The organism is Arthrobacter sp. 10T425 (assembly GCF_056393985.1).
Window position 1 is genome coordinate 372,104 of sequence record NZ_JBFTGZ010000002.1, and the last position, 15,880, is coordinate 387,983.

A 15,880-nucleotide genomic window follows, 5' to 3' on the forward strand; every position below is an offset into this window, starting at 1 on the left:
TCCCTAGAAAACGATCTTGACCATGCGGCTGATCCAGAAGGAACCGATCGCCATCATGATCACGCCGACGGAGATGAAGATCCACCCAAGGACGGACTCCGTCAGGGTGCCCACATATGCCGGATTGGTCAGATGCAGGAAAGCTGCGACGAAAAATGGCAGTGCGATCAGGATGTAGGCGGAAAACTTTCCTTCTGCTGCCAGCGCACGGACCTGTCCCTTGATCTGGGCCCGCTCCCGCACCGTGTCGGCTACATGGTCGATGACACCTGCCAAGTCGCCCCCAACCTCACGGTTGATCTCGATCGCCTGGCTGAGCCACTCGAAGTCCTCGCAGCGCATTCCCTTGGCTACCTCGGCCATTGATTCCGAGACGCTTCGGCCGACCCTTTGCTCGTTGACGATTCTGGCGAGCTCTTCTGACATCGGGGCGGGCATCTCCACGCTGGCGCTGTGGAGGCTCTGCGCGATGCCGTGGCCGGCGCGCAGGCTGCCCGAAAGCGACATCAGCATGTCGCTTAGCTGGCCTTCAAATGCGGCACGGCGACGTCCGGTCCTGATGGCCACGAACATCCGCGCACCCACCGGAGCCGTGGCGGCCAGCAGAACGGCCATCAAGAAGTTCTGGGCCATGAGCCCGGTGGTCCCTAGGGCGAGGCTGCCAGCAAGCACCAGGACGATGAACTCCGCCGGGGTTGACTTCAAGCCGGCTCCGCTGAGCGCTTCACGGCCGAACGGCCCACTGTGCCCCGAACGAACACTGCGCTCAACGGCGGCGACTGTAACCCCGCTCAGCCTGGAAATGACCGAAGTGCTTCCTTGAGGCGCGTACGGCCTCCTCCGGCTGAGCTGGATGTCCGCGTAGCGTGGCTTGAACGCGACAAAGAGGGCGAGGACGGCCGCCAGGAGGATGAGGGCCGTTCCCGAAAGCAGCGCAGTATCCGTCATCACTGTCCTCACCGCCCCTGAACCCGGGATATGGGGGCAAACATCTCTGCCGGCAGGGCGATCCCCATTTCGGCGAATTTTTCAACGAAACGCGGTCGAACACCGGTGGCCACGGTCTTTCCGATGAACCGTCCGTCGGCGTCGACTCCGGCAGCGTAGTCGAAGACGAAAGCGTCCTGAAGCGTCACGACGTCACCTTCCATGCCCAGGACTTCCGTGATGTGGGTCACTCGGCGTGTTCCGTCCTTGAGCCGGCTCAATTGCACGATCACGTGGACAGCGCTCGCGATTTGCTCGCGGATAGCCCTCAACGGAAGATCCATCCCTGCCATGAGCACCAGGGTTTCCAACCGGGCGATGGCGTCCCGCGGCGAATTCGAGTGCACGGTGGAGATAGATCCGTCGTGGCCGGTGTTCATGGCCTGGAGCATGTCCAGCGCTTCACCGCCGCGGACTTCGCCCACCACGATCCTGTCCGGCCTCATACGCAGGGAGTTCCGCACGAGATCCCGAATATCGACGGCTCCTCGGCCTTCAATATTTGCCGGCCTGCTTTCCAAGCGGACCACGTGATCCTGCTGCAGTTGCAATTCCACGGCGTCTTCGATAGTGACAATTCGCTCGTCGTCGGGAATGAAGGAGGACAGGACGTTGAGCAGAGTGGTTTTTCCGGTGCCGGTGCCACCGGACACGATGATGTTCAGACGGGCCTTGACACACGCATCCAGCACCTGGGCCATGGCCGGAGAGATGGAATCAAACGTGATCAGGTCGTTCACGGTCAGCGGGGCAGCCGAGAACTTGCGGATGGTCAAGGACGGGCCGTCCACCGCCAGCGGCGGAATGACAGCGTTGACGCGGGAACCGTCCTGAAGACGGGCATCAACCAGCGGCGACGACTCGTCGATGCGGCGCCCGATCCTCGAAACAATGCGTTCAATAACCCGCCGCAGATGGGCATCCGAGCTGAAGGTGGTGCCGGTCAAGTGCAGCCGGCCGCCGCGCTCCACATAGATTCTGTTGGCTCCGTTGACCATGATTTCCGATACCAGGGGGTCATCCAGAAGCCGTTGCAGGGGGCCAAAACCCAGGATTTCGTCGACGATCTCGCGGATCAGGCGGCGTCGTTCCTCGGGCGTCAGGGGGACCTGCTCGTCGTCGATGAATGCCCCGAGGGCCTCCCGGACCATCCGCCGGACGTCGCCTTCGTCGAGGCTGTTATCCGTAATCCGGCCGCCCAGGCGGGTGGTGAGCTCGTCCGCGGCGCGTTTCTTGATGCCGGCGAGTGCGTCCGGGGTCGCGATCAGCGGCGCCTTTGAGGAGTCCTCGAAGTGCCCACCACCACTTTTCGAAGGCACGGGTGCAGCTAGCGGTGCCGGCTTGCCTTGTGGATGGCCTGTTGGCATGCGGCCCTCGGCAGTCATGCCTGCGGCTTCCAGCCGGTTGATGAGACTCATGAGATATCCGCCCTTCGGGGGACGTTCTTACCGGAAAGTGACGACCCAGCACCCGTTTGCAACCGGTCCACCAGGTTTCTGAGGCCCTTTAGGGCAGGATCCCTCCGATTGTTATGAAGCAGTGGGACCCCGACATTCGTTGAGAACGGCAGCGTCTTGGAGCGAGGCAGCAGGATGTCAACGGGAAGGCCGACCGTGGCCTCGACATCCTGCACAGTCAGGCCGCTTCGCTTGTCTTCGAAATTCAGAACGATGGTGTTCGACGGTGGCATGAGGTCCAGTTGACGCAGGACTTCCAGCCCGTGGTTCAGTCCTCGGATGCTGGGGATGTCCATGCCGCATACCCAAATGCCGTCGGTCGCCAGCTCCAGGACGGCCAGGACCACATCGCCGAGGCCTGGTGCGGTGTCCAAAATTACGTAGGGGAACTCCAGCGAGAGTTGGTTTATCAGCGTAGTCACGTGCACCGGCTTGACCAGGTCCGCTTCCGCAGGCCTTTTTGGGGCGCACATGGCGTAGGCACCCGACGGATGCCTGCTGAGAAAGGCCTTCAGCACCATGGAATCATTCGAGGCCTCTCCCGTCACCGCGTCGCTGATGGTGTACTCCGGTTCCAGCCCCATGCCGGAGGCGACATCTCCGAATTGGAGGTCGAGGTCAACAATTACGGCGCCCATCGGGGCCAGTTTGGCCAGGCCCACGGCAACGTTGGTCGAGACGGTGGTTTTCCCCACGCCGCCCTTAGGCGACATCACGGGGATCACCCGTCCGCGGGCGCGTGGCTGACTAGCTTCCTCGGCAGCCGCGAGTTTGCGGGTGCTGGAGGCAAGGGCTGCGCGTTCTAGTGCCAGGCGCATTTGGTCCGGTTCCGCATCAGGACTAATCACGTCCCGAATGCCGGACCGCATGGCGGCCAGTGTCCGTTCGGGCGTCGAGCCCCCCGCTAGGACGATCACTATGTCGGGGTACAGCTGATCCAGGCTGGCAGCCAGGGACAACGCATGCTCGGCGTTCGCGTCGGGACCGAAGATGATGACATCGACGGCGCCGCCTTTGTTACGGGCAAGCACTCCAGCGGGGGTTTCGCCGTGCATTGCGGGTTCGGCAACCTGGAGCTCATGGGCTGTTCCCAGCGACGTGGCGAGCCGGTGCTCGAACTCGGCTGCTGCGGTAAGGGCTAGAAAGCGGCTCATTTGAAGATGCCGATCGTGCTGACTGGCGTGCGGTCGCTGGCCGGGGTCTTCACTGACTGCTTGGTCAACCAAATATTGCCGACGCGGGCACTCAGAATGATTTTGGCCGAGTCAGTGGAATTGCGGGCCAGGGTGACGAACGATGAGCCGTTGGGAACGGCAGACATCCCCTTCTCTGCAGCTCCATCGCTAGGCGGGGCCTGCTGGACAGCGGTGACGAGTACTTTGTCGAAAACCAGTTGCGTGCTGGCCATCTGTGACGACGCCGGGTCAATTTGGGTGACGTAGAGGCCCACAAGGTCACCAGCCCGGAGAGTGCCGCCCACCACGCTTTCCGGCGGGAGGAGGATAGTGACTTCCTGCATGCCGTCAGGGACTTTAACAGCTCCAGGCGTGGTCTGTTGCGACGGATCGACGAGACGGCTCGCAAGGACCTGCTCCCCGGGTTCCAATGCGACGGACGTGACTTGCCCGCTGGAACCGTCAAGCGAAGTCAGCGCACCTTCGGCCTTAGCCGCACTGGGGATGGACCGGACCTGGACATGCGAGGCCAGGTCTTCCACTTTTGTTCCGGCTGGAACCGGAGTGTCGACGACGACGATGTCAACAGGTTCGAGTGATTCCTGTGCCCGGCGGTCGGCATTCGATACGTAGTTGACCAGCATCAGTGTGCCGGCGATCGCCAAGACCAGCGCAGCTAGCCCTGCGAGTAGTCGGGATTTCATGGTTACTTCCTCACCTCTTGATACACCTCAACAATGCGTGGACGCACGCGCTGGCGTCAGGGTTGTGTGCGGCTGCCCGCCCACTAACGCCTCTGCCGGCTGCCCCGATGCAGGGAACAGCCGGCAGAGTGGTGGCTTCGGGCTAACCGACAGGAGTCGTCTTGTTGACGATGTTCTGGAAGGCCGAGTTGAGGTTGGTGCCCAGGGTGGTCACCGCGACGATGATGACCACCGCGATGAGGGCCACCATAATTCCGTATTCAACGGCGGTGGCGCCCTTTTCCTCGTCCGAGAGGCGGTTCTTGATTCCAGAGACAAAAGCGAGCATTGAGACCATGAGACCAGTCATTTTCTTTTCCTTTTCCAGAGATTTGAATAGTGAACGAATTTCCGGCAAATCCCCTTTGCGTATTTGCTGGAGCTTCGTTGGAACAACATTTGCACGGCCGCAAACGGCACGGCAATGAAGTTCGATACTCGACTTTTGGAAGGAAAATGTGGACACCACCTGCCCGCATTTGAGAGGTGTACTCAGTTTCCAAGTAGGGGCGGGGCCCGATTACTTGGTTTAATAAGGCGTCTTACTTAATCGGCACCTTTGCGCGTGCGGAGGCTACCTAGGGCAGCAGCAGGATAACGGCCAGGCCGGCTGCCAGCATGGAGGGCCCGTAGGCCACTTCCTTTGGCTTGTTTCCGCGGTTTTTCAGCATAATGACGGCCGAGGCGAGACCTCCGGCGACGAATCCCAGTGCTCCGCCGTAGAACAAGTGGGGCCAGCCTAGGTAGCCCAAGTACAGGCCAAGCGGCGCGGCGAGCTTCACATCACCCATTCCGAGGCTGTTTCGGCTGGTCAGGGCAAGAAAGAGGTACAAAACGAACAAAATTAAGGCGCCGGCAGCTCCGCGTAGCAGGCTACCTGCCTCGCCGGACATCCCTGCGGCGATCCCAAGAAGCACAATTCCGGCTCCCAATAGGGGTAAAACCATCCGGTTGGGCAGTAAATGGTGCAAAAGGTCGATTCGCGCCAGCTGGACGCCGGCAACCGCCAGTAAGACATAGGCGGGGAGCTCGGGGGAGGGCCCGAAGCGCCAGGCCAGCAGGGCCGAGAGTGCAAAAGTGGCCGCCGCCGTCGTAATTCTCAGTCGTACCGTCAGCGGTCCGCTGACATGGGGGAGTACGCGCCCGATGAGGAGCTCTGCCAACTGGCCCAGGCACGCTCCCAGGAGGCCAATGCCGGCTATAAAGAGGATCCCGGTTGACGGTCCGGTCGGCTGCACGGAGAGCAGGGAGATGGAGCCGGCGGTGACGGGGTGGGACACGGTTCCTCCAGGGATGCGGCGGGCCGGCATGGGACAGTCTGCGCAACGAGAGGGGCAGACAGGATGCATCCGGACACCCCATTTTGACCCAAGAGGCCGCAGTCGGCTATTCTTGGTAGTCGTTGTGCGTGTCCTATCTCGATGGTGCGTGCCCGCTTGAGAATCCGGTTGCAGGATAGCTACTCAACGTGCACATTCGAGACCTCAGGATGACTGGTTACATAGAGCCCTCACCTCTGTTCCGGTAGCGCATAGATAGTAGGTGCACCGTAAGAGTGACGCCTAAAACAAGAACGCCAGAACAAGAACGAGGCAAACACCGTGCGTACGTACACCCCGAAGCCCGGCGATATCAACCGCCAGTGGCACGTCATTGACGCCACCGACGTTGTCCTTGGTCGTCTTGCCAGCCAGACCGCAATCCTGCTGCGCGGCAAGCACAAGGCCACCTTTGCGTCCCACATGGACATGGGCGACTTCGTCATCATCATCAACGCTGAAAAGGTTGCCCTCACCGGCGCCAAGCTGGAGCAGAAGCGCGCATACCGCCACTCCGGCTACCCGGGCGGCCTGACCTCCGTCAACTACGCGGAGCTGCTTGAGTCCAACCCGGTTCGCGCCGTGGAGAAGGCCATCAAGGGCATGCTCCCGAAGAACTCTCTCGCTGCACAGCAGCTGGGCAAGCTGAAGGTGTACCGCGGTGCAGAGCACCCCCACGCCGCCCAGCAGCCCAAGACTTTCGAAATCACCCAGGTCGCCCAGTAGTCCTGGCCACCAACCAACTTTTTATCAAGGAGAATCGTGGCTCAGAACGAAGAACTGACCACCGAAGCCGTTGAGGCTGAGGAAAACCTGACCAGCTACACCTCGGAGAGCGGTGCTGCGGAAGCAGCTGCGCCGAAGAAGGAACGCCCGGCACTGACCGTTGCCGGCGCTGCAGTTGGCCGTCGCAAGGAAGCCGTCGCACGCGTTCGCGTTGTGCCGGGCTCCGGCAAGTGGACCATCAATGGCCGCGAGCTGGCGAACTACTTCCCGAACAAGCTGCACCAGCAGGATGTCAACGAGCCCTTCAAGATCCTCGATCTTGACGGCGCCTACGACGTCATCGCCCGTATCCACGGTGGCGGCATCTCCGGCCAGGCCGGTGCCCTGCGCCTCGGCATCGCCCGTTCGCTGAACGAGATCGACACCGAGAACAACCGCGCCACCCTGAAGAAGGCCGGTTACCTGCGTCGTGACGCCCGCGTCATCGAGCGTAAGAAGGCTGGTCTCAAGAAGGCTCGCAAGGCTCAGCAGTACTCCAAGCGCTAATCCCGCTTGGGGCGCAAAGCGCCCCTCCGAAAGCCCGTTCCGCCACTCGGCGGGACGGGCTTTCGCCGTTTCAAGGGCCCCTTATTTGGTGAGTTGGAAGTACTGTGCTCCGTCGATGTCCTCGGCAACGAACCGCTGCCTGACCCATTCGACGATTCGAGCTGACTCGCCGCGCCCTTCAACAGTGAGCGGCGGCAGACCCTGGATCACGACGGATCCTATGCGGCCCTCCATGACAAAGACTTTGAACTGCTCGAGGGTCGGGAAAGGGTCTGTGCCATCGAAGCCGCCGAGTGGCAGGACTGCCCGGCCCAGCCCCAGTTGATAGTTGGCCGCCGACTCTGAACCCACCACGGCTGCCGCCCACGCAGCGGACGAGGGCGACTGGCGGAGGCGTTCCAACAGTGCCGGTGACGGCACGTCACCGAACACAACCGTCAGGAGGCTTGAGGGCGTATCGGGGGACGAGCGGGACCGGTCATCTGTCCGAAATCCGAAGATGCTGGGTCCGGCGTTAACTCCTGCTCCTGTGTGAGAGTTCAGAACTGTATTCATCGACCAGATGACGGGCCCGGTGAACAGCGTGGCCACGAGAAGAAGTGAGGACGCTTTTGCCACTCGGGGCCCCGGGGCCCGAACGAAGACTGCAGCGATGGCTAGGCCCCATAGACAGAGCATGACGACCGGCATCCACGGAATCTCCTGCACCGAATAGGCGGCGGTGATGCAGGCAAAGGCCATGCTCACGATCAAGGTGAGGCCGGTCAGAATCCGAATTCTGGTCCGCTGCAGGCCACGAAGGAAGTGCATCAAGGCAACCGCGGCCAGGACGCACAGGGGCGGCACTGCCGTGAGTACGTAGTAGGGATGCACGATTCCCGACATGAAGGCCAGCACAGTTGCTGCGCAGACAAACCAGATGCCGCAGGCCAGGAGAAGCGCGCGTGCCCCGGGCCGCCCTTGGCGCCGCCTCAGATACCAGACGGCCAGGCAGAGCCCCGCAATGGCCAACGGAAGGAACCAACCACTTTGACCGGAGAACTGCGGCTGGAGAAACCGTTGGAAGCCAGCGTCCAGTTTGTCGGCGGTCCCCGCACCAGGAGCCATTGTCCTGCTGGCATCCGCGCCAGTGAGGCGGTCCAGCCCGTTGTAGCCAAGGGTCAGTTCGATGACGCTATTGTTCCTTGATCCCCCGATGAACGGTCGCTGGGAGGGGCTCGTCAGCTGGACCACAAGCAGCCACCATCCCCCGGTCACGGCGGCAGCCCCGAGTGCGCCCAAAAGTTGCCAGCAACGCTTAACCGCAGGAACGCGCGCAAAGGCCAGGTAGGTCATCCCCACGGCCGGCAACACCAGGAGAACTTGGAGTTGTTTGGTCAGGAACGCCGCGCCCGTAAGGACTCCAGCCAGCAGGAGCCACCGAATCCGGGAGCTGTCCACAGCTTCGAGTGTCAAATAGACAATGCCAATCATGAGCAGCGTCAACAGCGCGTCTGGGTTGTTGTAGCGGAACATCACCGTGGCAACTGGAATGACTGCCAGGAATGTGCCGGACAAAAGTGATGTCGCGGCATCGAAGCGCTTGCGGACCATGCGGTAGAGGAGATAGACGCTGACGACGCCCATGACGGCCTGCGGGAGGAGCAAACTCCAGGAGTTGAGCCCGAACATCCGGACCGAAAGTGACATGACCCAGAGGCTGAGCGGGGGCTTGTCCACGCTTATGGCGTTGTTCGGATCGGACGAACCGAAGAGGAACGAGGTCCAGTCGCGCGAGCCGGACATCGCAGCCGCTGAATAGAACGAATTCGCCCACCCGTTACGGTCAAGCCCCCAGGTGTAGAGCAGCGTTGTGCAAGTAAGGAGAATCAGCAGTGCCGGCCGCTCCCAGACTGGATCCGCCAACCGGCCGCGAATAACTCTGGCCACAAGTTCCGGCGTCCGATGCTGGGACCCGACGCCGCGTGTACCGGTTGCACCCGCGGTGTCAGCCGCGATGCGGCTCACTGGGCTGCTCCTTGGGCGGGCGCCAAGGCGAGTGCGGCGGTCCGGCCGCCGCTGCGGCTGTCGCGGAATACCCAGACTCGCAGCAGCACGAATCTCATCAGGGTTGCGAGAATATTTGCCCCGGTAAGGATTATCAGTTCAAGGTTCGGAGGGGCGTCGGCGTTGACCGTGTGGAGGATGGCCAGCGACGACGACGTCATGGTCCACGCGAGCAGGAACACGACCAGACCTTGGATTTGCTGTGTGAATAGCTTGACCGGCCCGCTAATGCCAAACGTAAAACGGCGGTTGGCCGCTGTGTTGCCGATGGCGGTCAGCAACAGGGCCATGAAATTTGCCTGCTGCGCACCGAATGGAGCCTGAAGGACAAGGTACAGCAGCGCAAAGGCGATGGTGGACAGCGCCCCGACGATTCCGAACCGGAGTACTTGGCCAAAGAAGCTGGGCCGTCCCGGAGGGGCGATCGGCCTGCGACCCAGTTCTGCATAGATGGCTTGAACCGGGATGGTCCCCTTGAAAAGAGCTCCGGCAACGCGTACCAGACCACGCAGATCATCCAACGCGGTCTGTTTGATATCGACTCGGCTGTCGGGGTCGTCAATCCAGTCCACGGGAATCTCGTGGATCCGCAGGCCGGAGCGCTCGGCGATGATCAGCATTTCCGTGTCGAAAAACCAGCCGTTGTCCTCGATGTGGGGGAGAATCCTCCTAGCTACGTCTGCGCGGAGGGCTTTGAATCCACATTGGGCGTCGGAGAACTTCACCTGAAGGGTCCGTCGGAGCAGATAGTTGTAGGACCGTGAAATGAACTCGCGCTTTGGCCCGCGGCTCACCCGGGAACTCTGCCCCAGTCTGGTTCCGATGGAAATGTCCGAGTGGCCAGACAGCAGCGGAGCTACGAGTGGGGGCAGGGCGGCGAGGTCCGTTGACAAATCGACATCGAGGTATGCGACGACGTTGGCCGAGGATGCGCTCCACGCATCCCTCAGCGCGAACCCGCGTCCCTTGACCTCAAGCCGTCGGTGAACAACATTTGGCAACTGCGCCGCTAAGCGTTGGGCAATAGTAGAAGTATTGTCCGTGCTTGCATTGTCCGCAATCGTAATTTGCCACGTCGAAGGCATTTCTTGCGATAAGTAATTCGCGAGCTTAGTGATGCTGCTTTCGAGTACGGCCTGTTCATTAAAGACCGGTACTACGATTTCGAGCGCCAAGCCCCCAGAGCTAGGTTTCATGCCACGAAGCCTAAACGCATCCTGGAAAAGGCAGTAGGTTTTTGGGGAAAGTAGAGTACAAGAAACTTCAAAACCAAGTAGTCGGCCAACCCGCTTGGCTTGGGTGGCCATTTCCATGTGCCGGGATCGTCGCCTCTACGGCGGATTGATGGCGTGCACCCCCTCGTGTGGCCGGCCATCGACTAAGCTTGGTCCGATGTCTAGATTATTTGGAACCGATGGAGTCCGGGGCCTGGCGAACGGGTTGCTGACCGCCGAGCTCGCCTTGCAGCTGGCCCAGGCCGCCGCCGTCATACTTGGCCATGACCGCAACACGACCGGAAAGCGGCCGATCGCAGTTGTGGCACGCGACCCGAGAGCCAGCGGCGAGTTCCTCGCGGCTGCCGTGGAAGCGGGGCTCTCCAGCTCGGGAATCGACGTCTACGACGCCGGCGTGCTGCCCACCCCGGCCGCCGCCTACCTCGTGGCGGACCTCAACGCCGACTTCGGCGTCATGATCTCCGCCTCGCACAACCCCGCGCCGGACAACGGCATCAAGTTCTTCGCCCGCGGCGGCCAGAAGCTGCCCGACGACGTCGAGGACGCCATCGAAGTGCAGCTCGGCAAGGAGCCCTTCCGGCCCGTCGGCGGTGAGGTGGGACGCATCCAGCGCTTCTCCGACGCCGAGGACCGCTACATCGTGCACCTGCTCGGCACGCTTCCGCACCGCCTGGACGGCCTGAAGGTCGTCCTCGACTGCGCCCACGGCGCGGCCAGCGGCTGTTCCCCGCAGGTGTTCAAGGACGCCGGGGCCAACGTGATCGTCATTGGCGCCGAACCTGACGGGCTCAACATCAACGAAGGGGTCGGCTCCACGCACCTCGGCCCGCTCAAGCGGGCCGTCCTGGACCACGGGGCGGACCTCGGCATCGCGCACGACGGCGACGCCGACCGCTGCCTCGCCGTGGACCACGAAGGCAACGAGGTGGACGGCGACCAGATCATGGCCATCCTCGCCGTGGCACTCAAGAACGCCGGAAAGCTTAGGGATGATGTCCTCGTGGCCACCGTCATGAGCAACCTCGGCCTGAAGATCGCCCTGCGCGATGCCGGGATCAGCCTGCGCGAAACCGGCGTGGGGGACCGCTACGTCCTCGAGGAAATGCGCAACGGCGGCTACAGCCTTGGCGGCGAGCAGTCCGGGCACGTAATTTTTGCCGACCACGCCACCACCGGCGACGGCGTACTGACGGGACTGCAGATTGCTGCCCAGGTGGCACTCACCGGCCGCCCGCTCAAGGAGCTGTCTACGGTGATGACCAAGCTGCCCCAGGTCCTCATCAACGTCAAGGGCGTGGACCGTACCCGGGTCAAGGGCGATGCGGTGGTGGCGCAGGCAGTATCCGCGGCAGAATCCGAACTCGGCGACACCGGACGCGTCCTGCTGCGCCCCTCGGGCACCGAGCCGGTGGTGCGCGTAATGGTGGAGGCCGCAGACCACAAAACCGCCCAGGGCGTCGCGGAGCGACTGGCCCAGGTGGTCCGGACCGAACTGGCTTTGGAGCTCGTCCCCGAGTAGCCGGCCGGCAACCGTTTCGTCCGCGAATCGCTGTGCCCGGCGACGCCGGGTTTCCCCACCTATGCCCGCGTCCGACGGCGTGTGGGCCGGTTGCGCCGGCGTGTGCCGGCGTCGTGGTGGCAAAGATGGGGAAATTCCGCGCGGACCGACGCTGCCCCACGGGTAGGCGGGCGCCGCCCTACAAGTACGCCGGGGCGGCTTCCACGCCGAAGTATTCCTCGAGCGTGCCGATGCCGCGGGCGCGCATGTCCGCGGCCGCCTCCTTGCCGATGAAGCGCAGATGCCATGGCTCGTAGAAATACCCGGTTATTTCATGCAGCATCCACGGGTAGCGGACCACGAAGCCGAAGCGGTGGGCATTCGCCTTTGCCCAGATCGCCGCCGGACGGTCCTTGAACTGGGGCGTGAAAGAGTCCGCACCGCTGCCGTCGCCGATGTCGAACGCCCAGCCCGTCTGGTGCTCTGAGTAGCCGGGCCGGGCCGAGGCGGTGTCTGCCTCCGCCTGTCCGCGGGAATTCACGTAGCTGCCGTAGGTGGCCTGCTGCGTCGCGAACGAACGGTACCCGCTGGCCAGGGTGATGATGACGCCGTCGGCAGCCGCTGCCGCGAACATCCTCTCAGCCGCTGCCGCCGTCGCGCCGTTCACCAGCGCCGCCTCACCCGACGTCGCCAAACGGACGGCCGGACGGGCCAGATCCGGCGGCACAAAGGTGGCGGGGGAGAGCGGGCGGTGTTTGTTGACGATCACCCACGGGCTGGTGGGGTCCGAAAGGGAGTGCTGCGGCCCCGGCGCCGCGGCCGAAGGAGGGTGCGCCGCGGCCGATGGCGGGACAGCTGACGGCGCCGGCGTCGCCGCAGTGGTGCTTTCCGAAACGGAAGCCGACGATGAGCTTGCCGGCGGGGTCGACGTCGAAGCGGCGGCGGTCGGCGTCGAACTGCCCGTGCCCGGCGTCGGCCCCGGCGTGCCGGACGGCGTGAAGGACTGGGCCGGGGTGCAGGCGGACAGCGCCGCGAGGCTCGTCCCGGCCAGCAGGAGGCGGCTGAAAGCCCGACGGCTCGGCGATTCCGGGCCGGCTTCCTGCCGTCCCGCCGTCCCGTCCGCGTCGTCGTAGCACATCTGTGCTAGACCTTCCTCAGCAGCATCCGGCGGATGGAGTGGTCGGCGTCCTTGGTGAGGACCAGTTGCGCGCGGCCCCGGGTCGGGAGGACGTTTTCCTCGAGGTTGGGCTCGTTGATGCGCTTCCAGATCTCACGGGCGGTCTCTTCGGCCTCGGCATCGGAGAGTGTTGCGTAACGGTGGAAGTACGATTCCGGCTGGGCGAAGGCTGTGCTCCGCAGTTTGCGGAACCGGTCTACGTACCACTCCTCGATAAACGAAGTTTTCGCGTCCACGTAGATGGAGAAATCGAAGAAGTCGCTCAGGGCCAGGCCCTGCCTGCCGTCCTGCCGCGGCCGGGCCGGGGCCAGGACGTTCAGCCCCTCGACAATCAGCACGTCCGGGCGGCGCACCACCACTTCCTTGCCGGGGACGATGTCATAGGTGACGTGGGAATACCAGGGGGCCCGGACTTCCTCGGCGCCGCCCTTGATCTCGCTCACGAAGCGCAGCAGGGCACGGCGGTCGTAGGACTCCGGAAAACCCTTGCGCTCGAGCAGTTGCCGGCGCTTGAGCTCGGCGAGCGGGTAGAGGAATCCGTCCGTGGTGATGAGCTCCACGTTGGGGGTGCCGGGCCAGCGCCGGAGCATTTCGCGCAGGACGCGGGCGATGGTGGACTTGCCCACGGCCACCGAACCGGCCACGCCGATCACGAACGGCGTGCGCTGGGTGCTTTCGCCGAGGAAGGTGGTGGTGGCCGCGTGAAGCTGGCCCGCGGCTTCCACATAAAGGTGCAGGAGCCGGGACAGCGGCAGGTAGACCTCGCGCACTTCCTTGATGTCGAGGGGGTCCCCGAGGCCGCGAAGGCGGAACACATCCTCTTCATTAAGGGGCTGCTCCATCTGGGCAGCGAGCCGGGACCAGGTCTGCCGGTCCAGCTCCACGAACGGGGAGGCACCTTCCCCGTTCGCTTCATTGCGTTGCAAAGTCACCCTAGAGATTCTGCCCTTCACAACGCCGAGAGCGAAATGGGCTGGCCGGTGGAAGACGGGGCCGGCCCTCCGCAGCCCCGTGCAGGGGCCGTCACGCCTCGTCGGCCCACGTCCTCCCTCCCGGAAACCCGCTAGGCTTATGACCATGTGTGGAATCGTTGGATATGTGGGCCACTCAGATGGCCGGGTAAATGCTGGACACAATGCCTTGGACGTTGTCCTTGAAGGATTGCGGCGCTTGGAGTACCGGGGCTACGACTCTGCCGGTATTGCGGTGGTTGCCGACGGCACCATTTCTTCCCGGAAGAAGTCCGGCAAACTGAGCAACCTCATTGCGGAGCTGGACGCCCGCCCGCTGCCGGAATCCCTCACGGGAATCGGCCACACGCGCTGGGCGACGCACGGCGGCCCGACGGACCAGAACGCGCACCCGCACCTGTCCGACGGCGGCAAGCTGGCCCTGATCCACAACGGCATCATCGAGAACTTTGCCGAGCTCAAGCTCGAGCTCCAGCGCAAGGGCGTCACCTTCGAATCCGAGACCGACACGGAAGTGGCGGCCGCCCTGCTCGGGGACGTGTACCGGAACCAGCTCGGCGGTGACGCCGGCAACGGCGGCCTCACCCGGGCCATGCAGCTTGCCTGCCAGCGGCTCGAGGGAGCTTTCACGCTCCTCGCCGTCCACGCCGACCAGCCCGACGTTGTGGTCGCTGCCCGCCGGAACTCCCCGCTCGTCGTCGGTCTCGGCGAAGGCGAGAACTTCCTCGGCTCCGACGTCTCGGGCTTCATCGACTACACCCGGCGTGCCGTGGAACTCGGCCAGGACCAGATCGTCACGATCACCGCCGACTCCGTGGAAATCACGGACTTCTACGGCGCCCCCGCCGAGGGCAAGGAATACCACGTCAACTGGGACCCGGCCTCGGCGGAAAAGGGCGGCTTCCCGTCCTTCATGGAAAAGGAAATCCACGACCAGCCGGATGCCGTGCTTCAGACTTTGCTGGGCCGTTCCGACATCCACGGCAAGCTGACGCTTGATGAGCTCCGCGTCGATCCGCAGCTGCTCAAGAACGTCAACAAGATCATCGTCCTCGCGTGCGGCACCTCCGCCTACGCCGGGCAGGTGGCGAAATACGCCATCGAGCACTGGTGCCGGATTCCCACCGAGGTCGAGCTCTCGCACGAATTCCGCTACCGGGATCCGATCGTGGACGAGAACACGCTGATTGTCTCCATCTCCCAGTCCGGCGAGACCATGGACACCCTCATGGCGGTCCGCTACGCCAAGGAACAGGGCGCCAAGACCGTCTCCATCTGCAACACCAACGGCTCCACCATTCCGCGCGAATCGGACGCCGTGCTCTACACGCACGCCGGACCCGAAATCGCCGTGGCCTCGACCAAGGCGTTCCTGGCCCAGATCACGGCCGCCTACCTGCTGGGCCTTTATTTGGCACAGCTGCGCGGCAACAAGTTCCAGGGCGAGATCAAGGACATCCTGGCCGACCTGGGCAAGATCCCGGCCAAGATCCAGCGCATCCTCGACAACGAGGCCCAGATCAAGGAACTCGGCCAGTCCATGGCTGACGCCAAGTCCGTGCTGTTCCTGGGCCGCCACGTCGGTTTCCCGGTGGCGATGGAGGGCGCGCTGAAGCTCAAGGAGCTCGCGTACATCCACGCCGAGGGCTTCGCCGCAGGAGAACTCAAGCACGGCCCGATCGCGCTGATCGAGGAAGGCCAGCCCGTCTTCGTGGTGGTCCCCTCCCCGCGCGGCCGCGACTCGCTGCACTCCAAGGTGGTCTCCAACATCCAGGAAGTCCGTGCCCGCGGCGCCAAGACGATCGTGATCGCCGAAGAAGGCGACGAGGCCGTCAAGGCGTACGCCGAACACGTCTTCTACATCCCCGAGACCCCCACGCTCCTGGCGCCGCTGCTCGCAACGGTTCCGTTGCAGATCTTCGCCCTCGCACTCGCCTCGGCCAAGGGTTACGACGTGGACCAGCCACGCAACCTGGCCAAGAGCGTGACCGTAGAATAAC

15 protein-coding genes are annotated in these 15,880 nt (G+C 63.4%); 5 read left to right on the forward strand and 10 right to left on the reverse strand.

Annotation, left to right across the window (positions count from 1 at the left end; genetic code table 11):
* Nucleotides 1-3 precede the first annotated feature (3 nt).
* The 6 genes from AC1DDH_RS04075 to AC1DDH_RS04100 form a co-directional block, all read right to left on the reverse strand.
* Nucleotides 4-948: a type II secretion system F family protein gene (locus tag AC1DDH_RS04075; RefSeq protein ID WP_476931105.1), complete on the reverse strand. Its 945-nt coding sequence runs from the start codon at nt 946-948 to the stop codon at nt 4-6.
* An 8-nt stretch (nt 949-956) separates the two neighbouring features.
* Nucleotides 957-2,405, reverse strand: coding sequence for a CpaF family protein (locus tag AC1DDH_RS04080; protein WP_476954883.1), 1,449 nt, complete (start codon nt 2,403-2,405; stop codon nt 957-959).
* Entirely contained in the window at nt 2,402-3,598 is a 1,197-nt protein-coding gene (locus AC1DDH_RS04085; RefSeq protein ID WP_476954906.1) for a CpaE/TadZ family protein, read from the reverse strand. Before AC1DDH_RS04085 ends, AC1DDH_RS04080 begins: the two co-directional genes overlap by 4 nt.
* A complete protein-coding gene (cpaB, locus tag AC1DDH_RS04090) occupies nt 3,595-4,323 on the reverse strand; it encodes a Flp pilus assembly protein CpaB (RefSeq protein ID WP_476954884.1) in 729 nt (242 codons plus the stop codon). The genes AC1DDH_RS04085 and cpaB overlap by 4 nt, the downstream gene beginning before the upstream one ends.
* A 142-nt stretch (nt 4,324-4,465) precedes the next feature.
* Nucleotides 4,466-4,672, reverse strand: coding sequence for a Flp family type IVb pilin (locus AC1DDH_RS04095; protein ID WP_476931101.1), 207 nt, complete (start codon nt 4,670-4,672; stop codon nt 4,466-4,468).
* Nucleotides 4,673-4,940: 268 nt separating this feature from the next.
* A complete protein-coding gene (locus AC1DDH_RS04100) occupies nt 4,941-5,525 on the reverse strand; it encodes a prepilin peptidase (RefSeq protein WP_476954885.1) in 585 nt (194 codons plus the stop codon).
* Nucleotides 5,526-5,963: 438 nt separating this feature from the next.
* Here AC1DDH_RS04100 and rplM point away from each other — a divergent pair, with 438 nt between their 5' ends.
* Both rplM and rpsI read left to right on the forward strand, forming a co-directional pair.
* Nucleotides 5,964-6,407 carry a 50S ribosomal protein L13 gene (rplM, locus tag AC1DDH_RS04105; RefSeq protein ID WP_015937805.1) on the forward strand — a complete coding sequence of 148 codons (444 nt, stop codon included), beginning with the start codon at nt 5,964-5,966 and terminating at the stop codon, nt 6,405-6,407.
* Between the two features lie 36 nt (nt 6,408-6,443).
* Complete coding sequence (gene rpsI / locus AC1DDH_RS04110; protein ID WP_018773707.1) at nt 6,444-6,953, forward strand: 30S ribosomal protein S9; 510 nt, start codon at nt 6,444-6,446, stop codon at nt 6,951-6,953.
* Between the two features lie 81 nt (nt 6,954-7,034).
* Here rpsI and AC1DDH_RS04115 read toward each other — a convergent pair whose 3' ends face one another.
* Both AC1DDH_RS04115 and AC1DDH_RS04120 read right to left on the reverse strand, forming a co-directional pair.
* Nucleotides 7,035-8,960, reverse strand: a complete 1,926-nt coding sequence (locus AC1DDH_RS04115; RefSeq protein ID WP_476954886.1) for a glycosyltransferase family 39 protein — start codon at nt 8,958-8,960, stop codon at nt 7,035-7,037.
* On the reverse strand, nt 8,957-10,195 hold the full coding sequence (locus tag AC1DDH_RS04120; protein ID WP_476954907.1) for a bifunctional glycosyltransferase family 2/GtrA family protein: 1,239 nt from the start codon (nt 10,193-10,195) through the stop codon (nt 8,957-8,959). The genes AC1DDH_RS04115 and AC1DDH_RS04120 overlap by 4 nt, the downstream gene beginning before the upstream one ends.
* Before the next feature lie 196 nt (nt 10,196-10,391).
* On the opposite strand from AC1DDH_RS04120, the gene glmM reads away from it, so the two are divergent.
* The gene (gene glmM, locus AC1DDH_RS04125; RefSeq protein ID WP_476887047.1) at nt 10,392-11,753 is read left to right on the forward strand and encodes a phosphoglucosamine mutase; all 1,362 of its coding nucleotides are present in this window, start codon (nt 10,392-10,394) and stop codon (nt 11,751-11,753) included.
* Nucleotides 11,754-11,931: 178 nt separating this feature from the next.
* Here the strand turns inward: glmM and AC1DDH_RS04130 are convergent, their stop codons facing one another.
* Nucleotides 11,932-12,501, reverse strand: coding sequence for a M15 family metallopeptidase (locus AC1DDH_RS04130; protein ID WP_476954887.1), 570 nt, complete (start codon nt 12,499-12,501; stop codon nt 11,932-11,934).
* On the opposite strand from AC1DDH_RS04130, the gene AC1DDH_RS04135 reads away from it, so the two are divergent.
* Entirely contained in the window at nt 12,491-12,865 is a 375-nt protein-coding gene (locus AC1DDH_RS04135; protein WP_476954888.1) for a hypothetical protein, read from the forward strand. The genes AC1DDH_RS04130 and AC1DDH_RS04135 overlap by 11 nt on opposite strands.
* Before the next feature lie 10 nt (nt 12,866-12,875).
* On the opposite strand, the gene coaA is transcribed toward AC1DDH_RS04135, so the two are convergent.
* Nucleotides 12,876-13,841, reverse strand: a complete 966-nt coding sequence (coaA, locus tag AC1DDH_RS04140; protein ID WP_476954889.1) for a type I pantothenate kinase — start codon at nt 13,839-13,841, stop codon at nt 12,876-12,878.
* Between the two features lie 145 nt (nt 13,842-13,986).
* Between coaA and glmS the strand changes: the two genes are divergently transcribed.
* Entirely contained in the window at nt 13,987-15,879 is a 1,893-nt protein-coding gene (glmS, locus tag AC1DDH_RS04145) for a glutamine--fructose-6-phosphate transaminase (isomerizing) (protein ID WP_223913835.1), read from the forward strand.
* Nucleotide 15,880 lies beyond the last annotated feature (1 nt).